Origin of the sequence: Microlunatus elymi (genome assembly GCF_007362775.1) — a bacterium.
Lineage (GTDB): Bacteria > Actinomycetota > Actinomycetes > Propionibacteriales > Propionibacteriaceae > Microlunatus > Microlunatus elymi.
The window spans coordinates 2,440,730-2,458,175 of record NZ_CP041692.1; the positions used below are offsets into that span (position 1 = coordinate 2,440,730).

Consider the following 17,446-nt stretch of genomic DNA (forward strand, 5'->3'; position numbering starts at 1 on the left):
GGAGGTGGCCATGGCAAACAGCAGACGACCAGCGACCGGCAGCACCCGAGTGACCCGGCCGCGGACCGCCGGGCGGAGCGAGCTCGGCCGACGAGGCGAGGAAGTGGCGGCGGACTATCTGAGCGGTCTGGGCTATCAGATCGTGGCTCGGAACTGGCGCTGCCGGTGGGGCGAGATCGATCTGATCGCCCGGATCCGGCACTCCGGCCGGAGCAAGATCATCTTCTGCGAGGTGAAGACCCGAGCCGGTCTGGGCTGGGGCGACCCGTTGGAGGCGATCACCTACCAGAAGGGCCGGCGGCTGCGGCAGCTGGCGGGGCAGTGGTTGGCCGAGACCGGCGACCACGCCGACGACCTGCGCATCGACGGCATCGGAGTGGTGCTGCTGCGCGGGCAGGCACCCCAGCTCAAACACGTACCGGGGATCGACGGATGACTCTGGCGAGCGCGTTCTCGGTGGCCCTGGTCGGGCTGGAGGGGCAGATGGTGGAGATCGAGGCCAATCTCGGGCCGGGGCTGCCGCGGACCGTCCTGGTCGGCTTGCCGGACACCGCGTTGTACGAGTCCCGTGACCGGTGCAAGGCGGCGCTGGGCAACTCCGGCCGGACCTGGCCGGAGCGATTGGTGACCATCAACCTGAGCCCGGCCAGCCTGCCCAAGGCCGGAGCGCATTACGACCTGGGCATCGTGGCGGCGGTGCTGGCCGCCGACGGCGCCTTCGGCACCTCGCAGCTCGGCGACACCGTCTTCCTCGGCGAGCTCGGGTTGGACGGCAGGGTCCGGCCGGTCCGCGGCCTGTTGCCGGCGCTGCTGGCGGCCAGTCAGAGCGGGTTCCGCCGAGCTGTGGTGCCGAAGAGACAGGCGGGTGAGGCCCGGCTGGTCGAGGATCTGGAGATCTTCGGGGTGGCCACGCTGGAGCAACTGATCGCGCTGATGCGTGACGACCCGATGCCTGAGGATCCACCGCCCGACGAGCATGACACCGAGACCCGGCCGGCGGTGCAGCAGCGGCGGCTGGACCTGTCCGAGGTGGCGGGGCAGTTGGACGCGAAGTGGGCGATCGAGGTGGCTGCGGCCGGTGGCCACCATCTGCTGATGTCCGGCCCGCCCGGGGTCGGCAAGACGATGCTGGCCGAGCGGCTGCCGGGTCTGCTGCCCGATCTGGCCCTTGCCGAGGCGCTCGAGGTGTCGGCGATCCACTCGCTGGCCGGCTTCGCCCTGGAGGACGGGCTGATCCTGCGGCCGCCGTATTCGGCCCCGCATCACTCGGCGTCGGTGCCGAGCATGGTCGGTGGCGGCTATCGGATCGCCAAACCGGGCGCCATCTCCCGTGCGCATCGCGGGGTCCTGTTCCTGGACGAGGCGCCCGAGTTCTCCGTCCGGGCGTTGGAGGCGCTGCGGACGCCGCTGGAGTCCGGGGTGGTGACGATCGGCCGGAGCGAGGCCGAGGCCAGTTATCCGGCCCGCTTCCAACTGGTCCTCGCGGCCAATCCATGCCCGTGTGGACTGGCCGGTTCGCCCGGCGGACGCTGCACCTGTACGCCGTACCTGATCCGCCGCTACGCCGAGCGGTTGTCGGGGCCCATTCGTGATCGGATCGACCTGCATCAGCGTCTGCTGCCGATGAAGAAGACCTACTTGAAGGCGGCATTGGCCCGCAGTGAATCGACGGCGGTGGTCGCCGAACGGGTGGCCGAGGCTCGGCGACGGCAGGCTTTCCGGTTGAGCGGGACCGGTTGGCACTGCAACAGCGAGGTGTCCGGGGCGTATCTGCGGCGTCGGCTGCCGCTGCCGGACGGGATCGAGCTGCTTGATCGGGCCGTCTCCACCGGGACGCTGAGTCCGCGCGGCGTCGACAAGACGTTGCGGCTGGCCTGGACGGTGGCCGACCTCGCCGGACTCGACCATCCGGGCAGTCAGGAATTGCAGATCGCGTTGGCCATGCGGCGGGGCGAGCTGGGCCCGGCCGCCGTCGAGACGAAGGTCGGCTGAGATGAGCGCGGAACGGGGAGTCGTCGATCGCCGCGACGAGCGGGAGCGGAGTGCCCGGATGGCGCTGAGCTGCATCGCCGATGCCGGCGATCCGGCGATCAGCGTCGAGGTGGCCCGGATCGGAGCGATCGAGGTGCTGCGGGCGGTCGTCGCCGGTGATCACGGCCCGGCTCTGGCGGAGCGGGCCCGGCGGCTCGATCTGACCGATCTGCAGGCGGCGATCGGTGCCGGCCGATTCCGGTTCGTGGTGCCGGGCGACGAGGAATGGCCGTCGCGGTTGGCCGACCTGGAGGGTCAGGGGCCGATCCAGCAGCGTGCCGGGGTGCCGTACGGGTTGTGGTTGCGTGGGCCGCGATGTCTTAGCGAGGTGGTGGATCGTTCGGTGGCGATCGTCGGGTCGCGGGCCGCCACCGAGTACGGCAACCAGGTCGCCGCCGAGCTGGGCTACGACCTCAGCGAGGCCGGCTGGGCGGTGGTCTCCGGTGGCGCGTTCGGGATCGACGCGGCGGCGCACCGGGGAGCGTTGTCGGGCACCGGGTCGACGGTGGCGGTGCTCGCTTGCGGGGTCGACGTCTGTTATCCGGCCGGCAACGCCGACCTGCTGAACCAGATCGGCCAAGATCATCTACTGGTTTCAGAACTGCCGCCGGGTGCTCACCCGACCCGGGTGAGATTTCTGGCCCGCAACCGGCTGATCGCGGCCCTGACGGTGGGCACCGTCGTGGTCGAGGCGGCGATCCGCTCCGGTGCCCGCAACACCGCCAACTGGGCCGCCACCTGCAACCGGCGGCTGATGGCGGTGCCCGGGTCGGTGTTCTCCGGTCTGTCGGAGACACCGCACCTGCTGGTCCGTGACGGCCAGGCGATGTTGATCAGCAACGCCGCCGAGGCGTTGGAGTTGTTGGCGGCGGCAGGGGAGTTCATGGCGCCCCGGCAGGTCGGAAGGGCGCGGCCGACCGACGCCATGGACGCGTCCCGGCTGGCGGTGTTCGAGGCGGTGCCGCGCAACCGCTACCGGCCGCCGGAGGAGATCGCCATCCGGGCAAACCTGTCCATCCCGCACTGCCTGGCCGAGTTGGCAGCGCTGGCCGACGGCGGACTGGTGCAGTCCGGGCCTTCGGGTTGGAGATTGAGATGACGTCTCGACAAACCAGAAAAGTTTCGGAATGATTGCGAAACTATGACAGGACGTGATGGGCGACCCGACCGGCGACGTTCGGCCGGCGGGCGACTGCTGGCCCTCCTGCTGGCGGTGTCGCTGGGGTTGGTGTTGGCGGCGTGTTCGGGTTCGGGCGACTCGGGGAGCAAGGCCGACAAGCAGACGATCCGGTTCGCCTGGTGGGGTGATTCGGCACGCCAGGCCACCACGCGGAAGGTGCTCGACGCCTTCCAGCAGGAGAATCCGGGCATCACCGTCGAGATCGAGACCACCGGCGACACCGATGCGTACTTCACCAAGCTCGCCACCGAGATGTCGGCCAACGACGCCCCGGACGTGATGACGCTCGGCGGCGCCTACCCGCGCGAATACAGCGACCGCGGCGCGCTGCTCGACCTGGGCAAGGTCTCCGGTCAGCTGGATCTGTCTAAATTCCCCGACAGCACGCTGGCGGCCTCGAAGTTCGGCGGTGCGATCTACGGCGTACCGACCGGCGGTAACGCGATCGGGATGATGATCAACCCGAAGATCTTCGCCGCGGCTCGGGTGCCGTTGCCGGACACCTCGACCTGGACCTGGTCGGAGTTCGTCAAGGTTGCCGGTCAGCTCAGCGCCCACAGCCCGAAGGGGACGTACGGGTTCGAGCCGCGAGTCAACGACACTCTCGGCGTCTACGCCCAACAGCGTGGCAAGCCGATCTTCGACGCCCAGGGCAAGTTGGCCGTCGCGCCCGAGACGATCGCCGACTACTGGCGGATGGAGCAGCAACTGATCGAGAACTTGGGGATGCCGTCGGCAGCTGCCGTGCAGGAGTTGGCGAACGTGTCACCCGAACAGACCCTGATGGGACAGGGCAAGGCGGCGATGACGATCGGCTACTCCAACCTGCTCGGCACCTACGCGCAGGCGTCAGGCGCCGACCTGAAGCTGGTCACCATCCCGGGTGCTCACGAATACCAGTACGCCGGGCCGACGGTGCTGCCGTCGCAGTACTACGCGATCTCGGCCCGATCCAAGCACACCGAAGCCGCAGCCAAGCTGCTCAGCTTCATGGTCAATTCGCCCACCGCCGCAAAGTTGATCTTGGACAACCGGGGGATGCCGTTCCAGACCGAGGTGGCGAAGGCGATCGAGCCCGAACTTGACCAGTACGGCAAGGCCAACGCCGCCTACCTGACCGAGGTCGCCAAGAACGGGACCCCGACCGCACCGATCCCGCCCGCCGGCGGCTCGGCGCTCAACGACATCACCTCAAAGGAGGACTCCGACGTGCTGTTCGGCCGAGCCACCCCGGATGCCGCAGCCGAACAATGGCAGACCCAACTGCAACAGGCTCTGGCCGAGTCCAAGTAGCCCCCGATGCAATCCGCTGAATCCGCGCGGGACACCCGCCAGTAGGGTGCGGCGGGTGAACGCAACGCAGCTTGCCCAGGTGTTGGTGGACGCACGCCGGAGCGCGACCGGATTGACCGACTACCCGGGGCGGATGCCGACCGACCTCGACCAGGCCTACGCCATCCAGGATGCGGCGATGTCCCTGTGGCCGGACGAGCCCGTCGGCTGGAAGGCCGGTCTGATCGCGCCGCAGTTCCGGACTCCTGGCGGCGACGAACGATTGATCGGCCCGATCTGGAGCCGCTCGGTTCGATTGGTCGGCGACGCCGACTCGGACACTGCGTCCGCGACCGAACTCGAGTTGCCCGTCTACGCCGACGGTTTCGCGGCGGTGGAGGCCGAATTCGTGGTCCGGCTGGACGCGCCGGCGCCAGCAGGCGGATGGAACGCCGACGAGGTCGCGGCCCTGCCGCACACCGTCTTCGCCGGGATCGAGATCGCCAGCAGCCCGTTCCCGGGCATCAACGATCACGGTCCGGCGGTCACCGCCTCGGACTTCGGCAACAACGCCGGGCTGGTGGTCGGAGCTCAGTTGCCGGCCGATGCGGACCCGTCGATGATCGGCGTGCGGACCGAGTTGGACGGCGAGGAGGTCGGTCACCAGACCGGTGCGGCCATTCCAGGTGGCGTGCTGACCTCGGTCGCGCAGACGTTGAGCATCCTGGGCCGGCGTGGCCGGTCGGTGCCCGCCGGCACCTGGTTCGCCACCGGCGCGGTGACCGGAGTGCATGTCGCGCGAGTCGGCCAGTCGGCGAGGATCAGCTTCGGTGAGCTGCCGGCGCTGCGCTGCCGGTTGGTGCCCGCGGACGCCGCTTGACCGACGCCCACCGACGGAGGGGACCGGTCAGCCGCGGGCGGATCGCAGCGACTCGAGCAGTTGCGCCACCGTCGCCGACGGATCGTCCCCCTTGGTCAGGCCGGAGCCGAGTCCGACCGCGACCGCGCCGGCCCGGATCCAGTCCGCAGCCTGTTCCGGTGCGATGCCGCCGGTGGGCACACAGCGCAGTTGGGGCAGTGCCTGCAGCACGTCGGCCAACGTCTTCGGCGTCCACTGACTCGCCGGGAACACCTTCACCAGGTCGGCGCCCAGGGTCTGCGCCCGCACCATCTCGGTCGGCGTCGCTGTCCCGATCACGGTGGCGGCGCCGTACCGCTGAGCGGTGCTGATCACGCCCTCGTCCAGGGTCGGGGTGACCAGCAGCCGGGCACCGGCCAGGATCGCCATGCGGGCGGTAGCGGCATCGAGCACCGTGCCGGCGCCGAGCACGCATCCATCCGGAACCTCGGCCGCAAGTTCGGCGATCGCGTCGATCCCGTTGGGGGTGGTCAACGCGATCTCGACCACCGGTGTGCCGGCCGACCACAGCCGGCGCGCCAGCTCGACGGCGGGTTTCGCCCCGTCGGCGCGGACGATGGCGACGATCCCGGAATCGGTGATCGCACGGACGACCTCGTGTGGGCTCATGATCAACTTCGTCCCTCCTGCGACAACAGTTCGGTTGGTGTCAGCGGTCCACGTCGGCGCCGCGGCCGAGCACCCGGTCCAGTGTCGGCCGATTCGGCAGCCCCGGAGTGTCCCCGCGGGTGGCCACGACCATGGACGCGACGACTGACCCCGTGTGCAGCCTCAGTTCGGCGTCGGCCGCGGTGGTCGTTGCCGCGCCGGACAGCCAGGACGAGATCCATCCGGTGTTGAACGCGTCGCCGGCACCCACCGAATCCACCGCCGACACCGTCCGAACCCCGCCATGAACCGACTGCCCGGTGGCGCAGTGATACTCGGTCGAGCCGTTGCCGCCGTCCTTGACCACGACGATCTCCGCACCGCGGTCGGCATACCAACGCTGTGCCGGGATGCCGGGTGAGATCAACTCCGACTCGTCACGACCGGTCAGGATGATCTTGGCGTACCCGGCGAGCCGGCCGACGATCGTCGACCAACGATCCGCCTCGGCCAGCCGGAGGCGTACGTTCGGGTCGAGAGAGACCGTCGCCCCGGCCTCGGCGGCGATCGTCATGGCTGTGATCGTGGCCGCCAGCGCCGACTCCGACAACACCGCCGTGATGCCGGTGACGTGCAGCCACCGGGTAGCGGTGAGCAGGTCGACGGGAAGATCGTCGGGGGACAGCGCGGTCGCCGCGCTTGCGGCGCGCCGATACTCCACGGTGATCGGCGCTGCCTGCGGACTGTCTCGGATCAGCAGGCCCGTCGGTCGCTCCGGGTCGCTGATCAAGGCGGAGACGTCGATACCTTCGGCCCGCAATTCCCGGCGGATCCGTTCGCCGAAATTGTCGGCGCCGACGCGCCCGAAGTAGCCGACCCGGTGTCCGAGTCGAGCCAGACCGGTGGCGAGGTTGGACTCCGCGCCGGCGACCTGAAGGACGAAGTCGCGCGCGTTCGGCAGCGGTACGTCCCCGCCCGCCAGCAGCAGTGCCATCGGCTCCCCGAACGTCACCAGATCGAATTCGGGCATCGGCTCGGTTACCGGTCGACCCGGGCGCTGCCGCCGCCGGCGAGCTTGAGCACCTCGGCCTTGGTCACCATGGTCGTGTCGCCCGGTGTGGTCATCGCCAAGGCTCCGTGCGCGGCCCCGTACTCCACCGCGGTCTGCACCGGCTCGCCTTCCAGCAGTCCGTAGATCAGACCGGAGGCGAAGGAGTCGCCACCACCCACTCGATCCAGGATCTCCAGGTGCTCGCGGTGGGTGGCCACCGCGAAACCGTCGTCGCGGGACCAGGCGATCGCACCCCAGTCGTTGTCCGAGGCCGAATGCACCGTACGCAGGGTGGTTCCGATCACCTGGAAGTTCGGGTAGGTCCGCGCCGCCTCGGTGATCATCGACTTGAAGCTGTCGACCTGGAGGTTCTCCAGGTTGTCTCCGGCGTCGGCGACCTCGAAGCCCAGCGAGGCGGTGAAGTCCTCCTCGTTGCCGATCATCACGTCGATGTGCGGGGCGATCGCGGTGTTCACCTGCTGCGCCTTGGCCTGCCCGCCGATGGTCTTCCACAGGCTCGGCCGGTAGTTCAGGTCGTACGAGACGACGGTGCCGTGCTGCTTGGCCGCGGCGACCGCCTCGATCACCACCTCGGCGGTGGACTCGGACAGTGCGGCGAAGATGCCGCCGGTGTGCAGCCAGCGGACGCCGAGCTCGCCGAACAGGTGATCCCAGTCGACCTGACCGGGCCGGAGCTGGCTGATCGCGGTGTTGCCGCGATCGGAGACACCCACTGCGCCTCGTACGCCGAAACCGCGTTCGGTGAAGTTCAGGCCGTTGCGGACCTCGCGGCCGATGCCGTCGTAGGGCACCCAGTTGATGAACGAGGTGTCGACCCCGCCGGTGAGCATGAAGTCCTCGACCAGGCGACCGACCTCGTTGTCCGCCAGCGCGGTGACCGCCACTGCGCGTTGGGAGAACGCGCGCCGCAGGCCGCGGGCGACGTTGTATTCGCCGCCGCCCTCCCAGACCTTGAAGTTCCGGGCGGTGCGGATGCGTCCCTCGCCCGGATCCAGGCGAAGCATGATCTCGCCCAGGGAGGCGATGTCGTAGCGGCAATCGGCGGCGGGACGGATGGACAGTGACATGGAGTTCCTCGTCGAATTCGGGGTGGATCGAGATCGGGGGGTCAAGGTGGAGGCGGGGTCAGGCGCTGACGAGGGAGACGGCGTCGGCGGTGAGCCGGCTGACCTTGTCGAAGTCGCCGGCCGCGATCGCGTCGCGGGGCACCATCCAGGACCCGCCGACGGCAAGCACCGCGCTGACGGCGGTGTATTCGGCCAGGTTGGCCGGGCCGATGCCACCGGTGGGGACGAACCGCAGTCCGGCGAACGGGGCCGACAGCGCCTTGATCGCCTTGGCGCCGCCGGAGGTCTCGGCCGGGAAGAACTTCACCACCTGCAGACCTGCGGCCAGCGCCGCCTGCACCTCGGTGGCGGTGACCGCGCCGGGTAGCGGGAGCACACCTCGCTCGTTGCAGCGGCGGACCACGGCCGGGTCGAAGCCGGGGGACACGACGTAGCTGGCGCCGGCGTCGACGGCTGCATCCACCTGTTCGGCGGTCAGGACGGTGCCGGCTCCGACGAGCAGGTCGCCGCGGGCACTCATCGTCTTGATCGACTCCACCGCGGCCGTCGTACGGAAGGTCACCTCGGCCACCGGCAGCCCGCCGGCCACCAGTGCCTCGGCCAGGGGCGCTGCGGAGGTGGCGTCGTCGAGAACGACGACGGGCACCAGGCGCGCCGCCCCGATGCGCTCGAGCAATTCGCCTGACGGCCCTGTCATTGTTCTCCTCGTGGTCGCTTCACAAACGCTTTCATGTCCGGTATCACCGAGGACGCTAACATCCAACCATCATGCTGACAACGTTTGTGGAAGCGTTTGCACAGTGATACTCGGAAACCGGGAGGACGGGAATGGCCACCACACTGCGCGAGGTCGCTGCGGCCGCGGGCGTGTCAATGGCGACGGCCTCGCGCGCCCTGGCCGGATCGCCGACCGTGGCAGCCGGCACCCGGGATCGGGTGCGGCGGGCCGCGACCGAGTTGGGATATCAACCCAACCGAGCAGCCCGGCAGCTGGCGACCGGACGTGGCCAGGCCATCGGTCTGGTCGTCCCGGATCTGCAGAACGCCTTCTATGCCTCGGTCGCCACCGGCATTCATCGGCGAGTTCGTGACGCGGGGTTGACCGCGGTCATCGCCGACACCGACGAGGACCCGGCGCGCGAGCTCGAGGTGCTCGGCCAGCTGGCGATGGTGACCGACGGTGCCGTGCTCGCCTCCCCGCGGAGCACCGACGCCGAGTTGGCCGAGGCGGCCGAGCGGTCCCGTTTCGTCCTGGTCAACCGGATGCTGGACGGGGTACCGGCGGTCGTCGGTGACAACGTCGAAGGCATCATCCAGGCGGTACGTCACCTCACCGCCCTCGGTCACGACCGGATCGGCTATGCCGGCGGGCCGGCAGCCTCGTGGTCGGACGCACGTCGGCGCGACGGCCTGGCCGAGGCGGTGCGTCGTGGTCTGGTGGGTCCCCGGAGCGTCGTCGACCTCGGGGCGTTCCGGCCCGGCCCGGCCGGCGGCATCGATGCGGCCGACCAGGCGGTTGCGGCCGGGGTGACGGCGATCCTCGCCTTCAACGACCAGCTCGCGCTGGGGATCCTGGGCCGGCTGATCGATCGCGGCGTGGCGGTGCCGGGACGGATGAGCGTGGTCGGCTTCGACGACGTCCCGGTCGCCCGGCTGCTGGCACCGCCGTTGACGACGGTGGCGGTGCCGGCGATGGAGATCGGCCGGACCGCCGTGGAGATCCTGCTGAACGAGACCGAAGCGTCGAACCGCATCCTGCCGGTGGAACTCCAGGTTCGCCGGTCGACGGCGGAGCCGCCGCGACGCTGAGTCAGCCGGCATCCTGAAGGATCAGCCGGCGTCCTGAAGGAACTGTTTCAGCAGCGGCCCGGCCACCCCGGATCCGCTGTCGCCCTCGCCGACGAAGACCGCGACCGCGAGATCTCCCTGTCCGGCCACCATCCAGGCGTGCGTGTCCGGCGGCGTCTTGGTGCCGTACTCCGCGGTGCCGGTCTTGGCGATGATCGACGGCGGCTGCAGCGAGGCCAGCATCGCGCCGGAACCCTCGGTTACCACCGCGTGCATCAGCTCTCGCAGCTGCTTGACCTCCGACGAGGTCAGCGGCTTGCCCTTCGAGGTCGCTGATTTGCCGGACACCAGTTGCGGGATCACGGTCTTGCCGGCCTGGACCGAGGCGGTCACGGCCGCCATCGCCATCGGCGAGGCCTGCACCCGGCCCTGGCCGATCATCTCCGCGGCCCGTTCGGTCTCCGACTCCGGCTTCGGGATGGAGCCGAAGTAGGCCGGGAAGCCGACGTCGTAGTCGGTGCCCATGCCGAGCGAGGCCGCGGCCGCGTTCAGGTCGTCGGAGTCCACCTTGTCGCGCAGCCCGATGAAGGCGGTGTTGCAGGAGTTGGCGAACGCCGTACGGAGGCTGACCGAGCCCAACTTCGAGGACGGATAGTCGTTGTAGTTCTTGAACTTGCGGCCGTTCACCGTGATCGTGGCCGGACAGTTCACCGTGTCCGTCGGCTTCATGCCCTGACGGATCAGTGCCAGCGCGTCGATGATCTTGAAGGTCGAGCCCGGCGGGTACTGGCCGTAGGTGGCGATGTTCTGATTGTCGGCGCCCTGACCGTTCGCGGCGGCCACGATCTCGCCGGTGGACGGCTTGATCGCCACCAGCGCGCTGGCCGGCTTGGTGTCGGCCAGCGCGTCCTCCGCCGCGGTCTGCAGTTTGCTGTCCAGGCTGATCTTCAGGCTCTTGCCGGCCTTGCCGTCCTCGTGGAACACCTGGGTGGTGTGCGTGATCGGTGACGCACTGCCCGACGTTCCTGCCGACGGCGAGGGGGACGGTGAGGCCGACGACTGCTGCGGTGGCACGACCCGTACCGAGATGTCCGGGGTTCCGCGCAGCTGCTCGTCGTAGCGAGCCTCCAGGCCGCTCAGCCCGACCTGATCACCGGCCGCGATCTGGCCGTCGGACTTGTCCACGATCTCCTTGGTGGCCTCACCGACGGTGCCCAGGACGGGCGCGGCGAACGTCTTGCTAGGACCCAGCACAGCGGTGTCGTCCAGGCCGACGGCACCGTCGATGGCGCTGATCTTGGCGTCGCTGGGCAGGTCCGGATCGTTCGCCCGGAACACGATCGCCTCCACGAACGCCTTGCTGCCGGCCGCCTTCACCTCGTCGGTGTAATTGCCGGCGTCGATGCCGACCAGTTCGGCCAACTCCGTCGCCGACTTGGCCGCCTGGCTCGCCGACACCCGGGACTTGTCCAGGCCGACCCGGACGACCGCGCGCTGCTTCATCAGCGCGGTGCCGTCGCCACCGATGATGTTGCCGCGCTTGCTCTGCTCCCGCGACATCGACAGCTGGGATCCGTTGACCAGGTCCGGCTGCACCAGCGACGGTTTCCACACGGTCTGCCAGGTCTGATCCGGCTTGGTCAGCTCCGCGCTCACCGTGTACGCCCACGGCTTGCTCGCGCCCGGCAGTTGCCAGCTCATCGTGATCTTGCCGGTGGCGTGGTCGCCGTCGACCTGCGGATCGCCGCTCGCGGTGGCGGTCAGCTTGGCCGAGCCGAGCGGATCGATCAGGCTCTGGAAGGCCTTGTTCGCGGCCGCGGCGTCGGTGCTGAAGGCCACCGTCGACAGGTCCTCCTTGGACAGCGCCGTGGCGAGCTTCTGGGTCGCCGACCGGGCGCCGCTGACGTCGTCCTTGCCCGGCAACGAGACCTTGCCGCTGCAGCCGACGAGGCCGGTGATCATGATCGGTACGAGGGCCAGACCGGCCGCGAAGCGTTGGTGGCGTGAGGTCACGGTCGACCATTCTTACGTGCCACGGCAAAGATCCTGCGGAACGGCAGCACCGTGCCGTACGGCCGGCTCGGATACGCCTGGCGCAGCCGCTGCTGGTATTCGGCGACGAACACCGGCCGCTGCACCTCGGACAGCGCCTGCAGGTAGGGCCGGGCACCGGTGCCGGAGATCCACTCGAAGACAGCGTCCTCGCCGGTCAGCAGATGCAGGTAGGTCGTCTCCCAGGCGTCCACGGTGCAGCCGAGTCCGGTCAGGTCGTCCAGGTAGGCGGCCGCCGGCGGCATCACCCGGCGGTCGATGCCGCCGGTGGCCGCGGCGAAGCGAGGATCCGAACCCAGCTCGTGCAGCAGGGTGTGGCTCGGTTCGTTCTGGTTGCCCGGCACCTGGAAGGCCAGCCAGCCACCTGGTGCCAGCACGTCGACCAGGCCGGGCAGTACGGCCCGGTGATCGTCGACCCACTGCAGGGTGGCGTTGCTGACGATCACGTCCGGCGCGGGTTGCTGGCCATCCCGTACGAACTCCTGCAGATCCTGCACCTCGAACCGCAGCCGATCGCCGGCGTACGCCGAGGCCGCCGCGATCATCTCCGGTGACGAGTCCAGCCCCAGCACCTGGGCATCCGGCCAGCGCTGGGCCAGGGTCGCGGTCAACTGTCCCGGCCCGCAGCCGAGGTCGACGACACTGCGCGGATGCTCGGCGCCGACCCGGGCCAACAACTCGTGGAACGGCCGGGACCGTTCGTCGGCGTACTTGAGGTAATGCATCGGATCCCAGGTCGGCATCGCTACTCCTCGAGTGGTGACTGCGGGAATTATCTTGACGTCAAGATACATCTTTCGCGTCTCGGCGTGGCGACACGCGGCTGCACCGCCGCACTTGGCCCGCCGATTAGGATGGCTCCCGATTAGGGTGGTGGAGCCTCGGTCGTGGCCGCCGTCTTGTGGCGGTGGTGTTCGGGTGGTACAAGCCTCGGGCGATACGGGTTTCTCAACAGACCGGGGCAGACCGATCAAAGGAGTACGTGGGTGTCGGACATCAGGCCGGACGTCGGCCCCTCAGCCGTTGACCCCGGCGCGACCTCTGTCGACGCGCCGACCAACGGCTCGACCCTGACGACGCAAGCAACCGGGATCACGGAGACCTCCAGTACGGACGAGACGACGAGTGCCGCCGAACCCGCCGACTTCGGGCACGGCGAGGAAGCCCGGGGCCGGACTCGCATCCTGGTCGTCGACGACGACGCCGCCCTGGCCGAGATGTTGTCGATCGTGCTCCGCAACGAGGGTTTCGATCCGATCTGGTGCGCGCACGGCAACAAGGCGCTGGCCGCGTTCCACGACTCCCGGCCCGATCTCGTCCTGCTCGACCTGATGCTGCCCGGCCGCGACGGAGTGGACGTCTGTCGGGACCTGCGGGCCGAGTCCGGGGTGCCGATCGTGATGCTCACCGCCAAGTCCGACACCATCGACGTGGTCAACGGCCTGGAGGCCGGCGCCGACGACTACGTCGCCAAGCCGTTCAAGGCCAAGGAACTGGTCGCCCGGATCCGGACCCGGCTGCGCCGGTTGCCGGAGGAGAGCGAGTTGGAGACGCTGCGGATCGGCGACCTGGTGATCAGCGTCGACGGACATTCGGTCAAGCGTGGCGGGCAGTCCATCCAACTCACCCCGCTGGAGTTCGATCTGCTGCTGGCCCTGGCCCGGCGGCCGTGGCAGGTGTTCAGCCGCGAGGTGCTGCTGGAGCAGGTCTGGGGGTACCGGCACGCCGCCGACACCCGGCTGGTCAACGTGCATGTGCAGCGGCTGCGTTCCAAGATCGAGAGGGATCCCGAGCATCCCGAGATCGTGATCACCGTGCGCGGGGTCGGCTACAAGGCCGGCGAGACGTCATCGCCGTGAAGACCCGAGTGTGACCGAAGGACTGCAGACCGAGATCGCCGACCCACTCCGCCCCCGGCGGTGGTGGCGGCTGCCCGTCGACGCCTGGCAACGGTCGCTGCCGTTGCGGGTGGTGTCCACCACGTTCGTCGCCTCGGTGATCGTGATGGTGCTCGGCGGCGTGCTGCTGATGCAGCAGGCGGCGATCGGGGTGCTGAACGCCAAGCTCAGCGCTGCCACCATCCAGGCTTCCCAGGCCGCCCGCAGTGCCCAATCCCGGCTGGACGCGCTGAACATCGACAGCGACACCAACATCAACGACACCCTGGCCGGCATCCTCACCGACATCTCGGACAAGAGCGGCAGCACCGGCGGCTACTTCGTCATCGTCGAGTCCCAGCTCGGTACCCAGAAGTCCAGCGACGACATCCTGGAGAGCAGCGTCCCGCAGAACCTGCGCGATCAGGTCAAGTCCCATCCCGGCGACACCACCCTGCTCACCGCACCGACCGAGGTGCACACCCTGAGCGGACCCGACGTACCGGGTCGCGCGTTCGGCACCACCCTGCAGGTGCCCGGCGCGGAGGGGCCGCAGGTCTACATCATCTTCCCGATGGCGCAGGAGGCCGAGACGCTGCGCTATCTGCAGCGGGCGGTGCTGATCACCGGCGCGGTGCTGGTCTTCCTGCTCACGTTCATCGCCGGCATGGTCAGCCGGCAGGTGGTGTCGCCGATCCGGGCTGCCCGCCGGGCCGCCGAGCGGTTGGCCGCCGGCAACCTGGAGGATCGGATGCTGGTCAAGGGCAAGGACGACCTCGCTCGGCTGGCGATCTCGATGAACTACATGGCGTCCGAGTTGCAGAAGCAGATCACCCAGCTGGAGGAACTGTCCCGGGTTCAGCAACGCTTCGTCACCGACGTGTCGCACGAACTGCGGACCCCGCTGACCACCGTACGGATGGCCGCGGAGATGCTGTACGAGGCCCGCGAGGACTTCGACCCGGTTGCCTCCCGATCCGCCGAGTTGCTGCAGGTCGAGCTGGATCGCTTCGAGTCGCTGCTCACCGACCTGCTGGAGATCTCCCGGTTCGACGCCGGGGCGGCCGTGCTGGCGCCGGCCGAGACCGACGTCAGTGAACTGGTCGAGCGGGTGGTGGCCGCCAACGCGTCGGTGGCCGAGGCAAACCACACCGAGGTACGAGTTCACACGCCGGGCCCGATCATGGCCGAGATCGACCGGCGGCGGATCGAGCGGGTGCTGCGCAATCTGCTGGTGAATGCGCTGGAGCACGGCGAGCACCGGCCGATCGACATCCACGTCGCCGCCGACGAGGACGCGGTCGCCATCGCCGTACGTGATCACGGCGTCGGTTTCCAGGCCGCGCAGGCCAAGCAGGTGTTCCATCGGTTCTGGCGGGCCGACCCGTCCCGGGAGCGCAAGATCGGCGGCACCGGACTCGGCCTGTCGATCTCGATGGAGGACACCCGGCTGCACGGCGGCTGGCTGAACGCCTGGGGCCGGCCGGGCCGGGGCGCCCAGTTCCGGGTGACGCTGCCCCGGCAGGCCGGCGCGATCCTGCAGCAGTCGCCGCTGCCGCTGGTGCCCCGGGACCTGATCTCGCCGCTGCCTGCGGCACCGTTCGAGGACGAGTCACCGACGGCCTTACCTTCCGGAGTCGACGGGCCGGGCGCCCCGGGCGGGCACGCCCAGACCCGGGACAGCCTGACCCGGGAGGATCTGACCCGGGACATGCTGGCCGGGGACAACCTGGCCGGAACCGGCAGCCGGACCGATCACCAGGAGCCGCGATGAGCACCCGATCCGGCCGGCCGGCCAGGCTGCTGCTGATCATCGGCGTGCTGTTCGGCTCGATGATCATGGCCGGCTGCGTCTCGGTGCCCACCTCGGGCAAGGTCGAGCAGGCCAACCAGGGCAGCAAGGTGAACGACACCCGGCCGGAGGCGGTGCCGAAGCCGCCGGTGGCCAACGCGTCCCCGCGGGTGATCGTCGACGGTTTCCTGTTCGCGATGAGCCGCTATCAGGCCAACTACCAGGTTGCGCGGCAGTTCCTCACCACGGACGCCCGGGACAGCTGGCGGCCGGAGGACAAGATCACGGTCTACACCAGTCCGAAGTACGACACCACCGATAACAACGTGGTGCTGTCGGTCACCCGAGTCGGGCAGGTGGGTCCGGACGGCAGCTACACCGCGACCTCCGGCACCCAGGTGCAGGACTTCCGGATGCAGAAGAACGACAGCGGGCAGTGGCGGATCAGCAACCCGCCGGACGGGTTGTTGATCAGCGACAGCAGCTTCAGCGCCACCTACGCCTCGTACAACCTGTATTTCTTCGACACCCAGTTCCGCACGCTGGTGCCGGATCCGATCTATCTGCCGACCGACGGTCAGACCGAGACCGGGCTGGTGCAGGCGCTGTTGCGGGGTCCGACCTCGTGGCTGAAGTCGGCGGTCAACTCCGAGTTCCCGGCGCGGACAGCGCTGGTCGGCGACTCGGTGCCGATCTCCAACGACCTGGCCCAGATATCCCTCAGCCCGACGGTTTCGGGGATGAACGACCAGCAGAAGACGCGGATGGCCGCCCAGTTGGCGTGGACGCTCGGCCAGACCGATTCGGACCTGCGCGGCTTCCAGATCAGCGTGAAGGGGGATCGGCTGCAGATCCCCGGGCAGGTCGGCGAGGGGGAGAACGCCTACGTCCCGATCTCCTACGGCGGCGATTTCGCTCCGGTGTCCGACGACGTCAGCGAGGCGTTGATCGGCATCCACGACGGGGCGGTGGTGAGCATCGGCAACGACGGTGCCTCGCTGGCACCGCTGGCCGGATCGCTCGGCCGCAAGGGCTACGACCTGGATACGCTGGCACTGTCCAACGACGGCCGGACGGTGGCCGCGGTCACTGACCACGGCACCAAGTTGATCACTCAGACCTCCGACCAGACGCCGCGGACGCAGTTGCCGGACCAGACCAAGTTGCTGCGTCCCGACTTCACCCGCAATGACGAGCTGTGGGCGATCAGCGGCCGCTCCGGCCAGCAAGTCATCCAGATCCTCAAGGACGGCCGGCAGGCAGGCGTGTCGGCGCCGTGGCTGGACAAGATCACCGTGACCAACTTCAGCATCTCGCCGGACGGGTCCCGGATGGCGCTGATCGGACGCAGCGGCAAGAAGGACGTGCTGGCGGTGGTGCCGATCATTCGCGGCGACAAGACGACCACTCTGGGCACGGTCCGGTTCATCTCGATGATGGACACCACCTCGGCCCAGGTGAAGCGGATCGCCGACCTCGGCTGGGTCTCGCCCACCCGGTTGTTGATCTTGGGCGCGGCCAATGCCGGCGCCAGCTTCGAGCCGTACGGGCTGGAGATCGACGGATCCCAGTTCGAACGGGTCGGCACCTCCGACAACTGGGGCGCCGACGCGCTGGCCACCCGGGCCGACAGTGGCGGCTCCTTCCAGGCCGTGGTGGCCGGTCGGAACTCGAAGGCCTGGTCCTACCGCAGCGGCGACGAATGGGGCCTGCTGTCGAACGACCTCAAGTCCCCCGCCTACGCGGGCTAGGGGTTATCCACAGATCTGCTCGGATCCGCGATGGTTGTGGGTGCCGGCGGGCATAGT

15 protein-coding genes are annotated in these 17,446 nt (G+C 69.2%); 9 read left to right on the plus strand and 6 right to left on the minus strand.

Translation table 11 applies throughout. The features are described from left to right. Positions 1 to 10: 10 nt before the first annotated feature. From FOE78_RS11015 to FOE78_RS11035, 5 genes are read left to right on the plus strand one after another with little or no spacing between them, the layout of a single operon-like run. Entirely contained in the window at positions 11 to 436 is a 426-nt protein-coding gene (locus FOE78_RS11015) for a YraN family protein (RefSeq protein ID WP_143986326.1), read from the plus strand. Then, a complete protein-coding gene (locus FOE78_RS11020) occupies positions 433 to 1,992 on the plus strand; it encodes a YifB family Mg chelatase-like AAA ATPase (RefSeq protein WP_143986327.1) in 1,560 nt (519 codons plus the stop codon). Before FOE78_RS11015 ends, FOE78_RS11020 begins: the two co-directional genes overlap by 4 nt. Position 1,993: 1 nt before the next feature. Next, the gene (gene dprA / locus FOE78_RS11025; RefSeq protein ID WP_143986328.1) at positions 1,994 to 3,130 is read left to right on the plus strand and encodes a DNA-processing protein DprA; all 1,137 of its coding nucleotides are present in this window, start codon (positions 1,994 to 1,996) and stop codon (positions 3,128 to 3,130) included. A gap of 42 nt (positions 3,131 to 3,172) precedes the next feature. Continuing rightward, on the plus strand, positions 3,173 to 4,504 hold the full coding sequence (locus FOE78_RS11030) for an ABC transporter substrate-binding protein (protein WP_143986329.1): 1,332 nt from the start codon (positions 3,173 to 3,175) through the stop codon (positions 4,502 to 4,504). Between the two features lie 55 nt (positions 4,505 to 4,559). Further along, entirely contained in the window at positions 4,560 to 5,363 is an 804-nt protein-coding gene (locus FOE78_RS11035; protein ID WP_143986330.1) for a 2-keto-4-pentenoate hydratase, read from the plus strand. Between the two features lie 27 nt (positions 5,364 to 5,390). Here the strand turns inward: FOE78_RS11035 and FOE78_RS11040 are convergent, their stop codons facing one another. From FOE78_RS11040 to eda, 4 genes are read right to left on the minus strand one after another with little or no spacing between them, the layout of a single operon-like run. Further along, positions 5,391 to 6,011 carry a bifunctional 4-hydroxy-2-oxoglutarate aldolase/2-dehydro-3-deoxy-phosphogluconate aldolase gene (locus tag FOE78_RS11040; protein WP_143986331.1) on the minus strand — a complete coding sequence of 207 codons (621 nt, stop codon included), beginning with the start codon at positions 6,009 to 6,011 and terminating at the stop codon, positions 5,391 to 5,393. 40 nt (positions 6,012 to 6,051) lie between these two features. Beyond that, positions 6,052 to 7,020, minus strand: coding sequence for a sugar kinase (locus FOE78_RS11045; protein ID WP_143986332.1), 969 nt, complete (start codon positions 7,018 to 7,020; stop codon positions 6,052 to 6,054). Between the two features lie 8 nt (positions 7,021 to 7,028). Next, positions 7,029 to 8,129 (minus strand): sugar kinase, encoded by a 1,101-nt coding sequence (locus tag FOE78_RS11050; RefSeq protein WP_143986333.1) that lies wholly within the window; start codon positions 8,127 to 8,129, stop codon positions 7,029 to 7,031. A gap of 58 nt (positions 8,130 to 8,187) precedes the next feature. Beyond that, positions 8,188 to 8,826, minus strand: coding sequence for a bifunctional 4-hydroxy-2-oxoglutarate aldolase/2-dehydro-3-deoxy-phosphogluconate aldolase (gene eda / locus FOE78_RS11055; protein WP_143986334.1), 639 nt, complete (start codon positions 8,824 to 8,826; stop codon positions 8,188 to 8,190). Positions 8,827 to 8,957: 131 nt separating this feature from the next. Here eda and FOE78_RS11060 point away from each other — a divergent pair, with 131 nt between their 5' ends. After that, positions 8,958 to 9,938, plus strand: a complete 981-nt coding sequence (locus FOE78_RS11060; RefSeq protein ID WP_143986335.1) for a LacI family DNA-binding transcriptional regulator — start codon at positions 8,958 to 8,960, stop codon at positions 9,936 to 9,938. 21 nt (positions 9,939 to 9,959) lie between these two features. Here FOE78_RS11060 and FOE78_RS11065 read toward each other — a convergent pair whose 3' ends face one another. Together FOE78_RS11065 and FOE78_RS11070 are read right to left on the minus strand one after the other, a co-directional pair. After that, positions 9,960 to 11,930, minus strand: coding sequence for a penicillin-binding transpeptidase domain-containing protein (locus tag FOE78_RS11065; protein ID WP_228266158.1), 1,971 nt, complete (start codon positions 11,928 to 11,930; stop codon positions 9,960 to 9,962). Beyond that, entirely contained in the window at positions 11,927 to 12,712 is a 786-nt protein-coding gene (locus tag FOE78_RS11070; RefSeq protein ID WP_143986336.1) for a methyltransferase domain-containing protein, read from the minus strand. The genes FOE78_RS11065 and FOE78_RS11070 overlap by 4 nt, the downstream gene beginning before the upstream one ends. Before the next feature lie 474 nt (positions 12,713 to 13,186). On the opposite strand from FOE78_RS11070, the gene mtrA reads away from it, so the two are divergent. Genes mtrA through FOE78_RS11085 form a run of 3 tightly spaced genes read left to right on the plus strand, consistent with a single transcriptional unit; the run spans position 13,187 to position 17,389 of the window. Further along, entirely contained in the window at positions 13,187 to 13,828 is a 642-nt protein-coding gene (gene mtrA, locus FOE78_RS11075; RefSeq protein WP_210415003.1) for an MtrAB system response regulator MtrA, read from the plus strand. A gap of 10 nt (positions 13,829 to 13,838) precedes the next feature. Next, positions 13,839 to 15,620 carry an MtrAB system histidine kinase MtrB gene (mtrB, locus tag FOE78_RS11080; RefSeq protein WP_228266159.1) on the plus strand — a complete coding sequence of 594 codons (1,782 nt, stop codon included), beginning with the start codon at positions 13,839 to 13,841 and terminating at the stop codon, positions 15,618 to 15,620. Then, on the plus strand, positions 15,617 to 17,389 hold the full coding sequence (locus FOE78_RS11085; RefSeq protein WP_143986337.1) for an LpqB family beta-propeller domain-containing protein: 1,773 nt from the start codon (positions 15,617 to 15,619) through the stop codon (positions 17,387 to 17,389). The genes mtrB and FOE78_RS11085 overlap by 4 nt, the downstream gene beginning before the upstream one ends. The last annotated feature ends 57 nt before the right edge of the window (positions 17,390 to 17,446 follow it).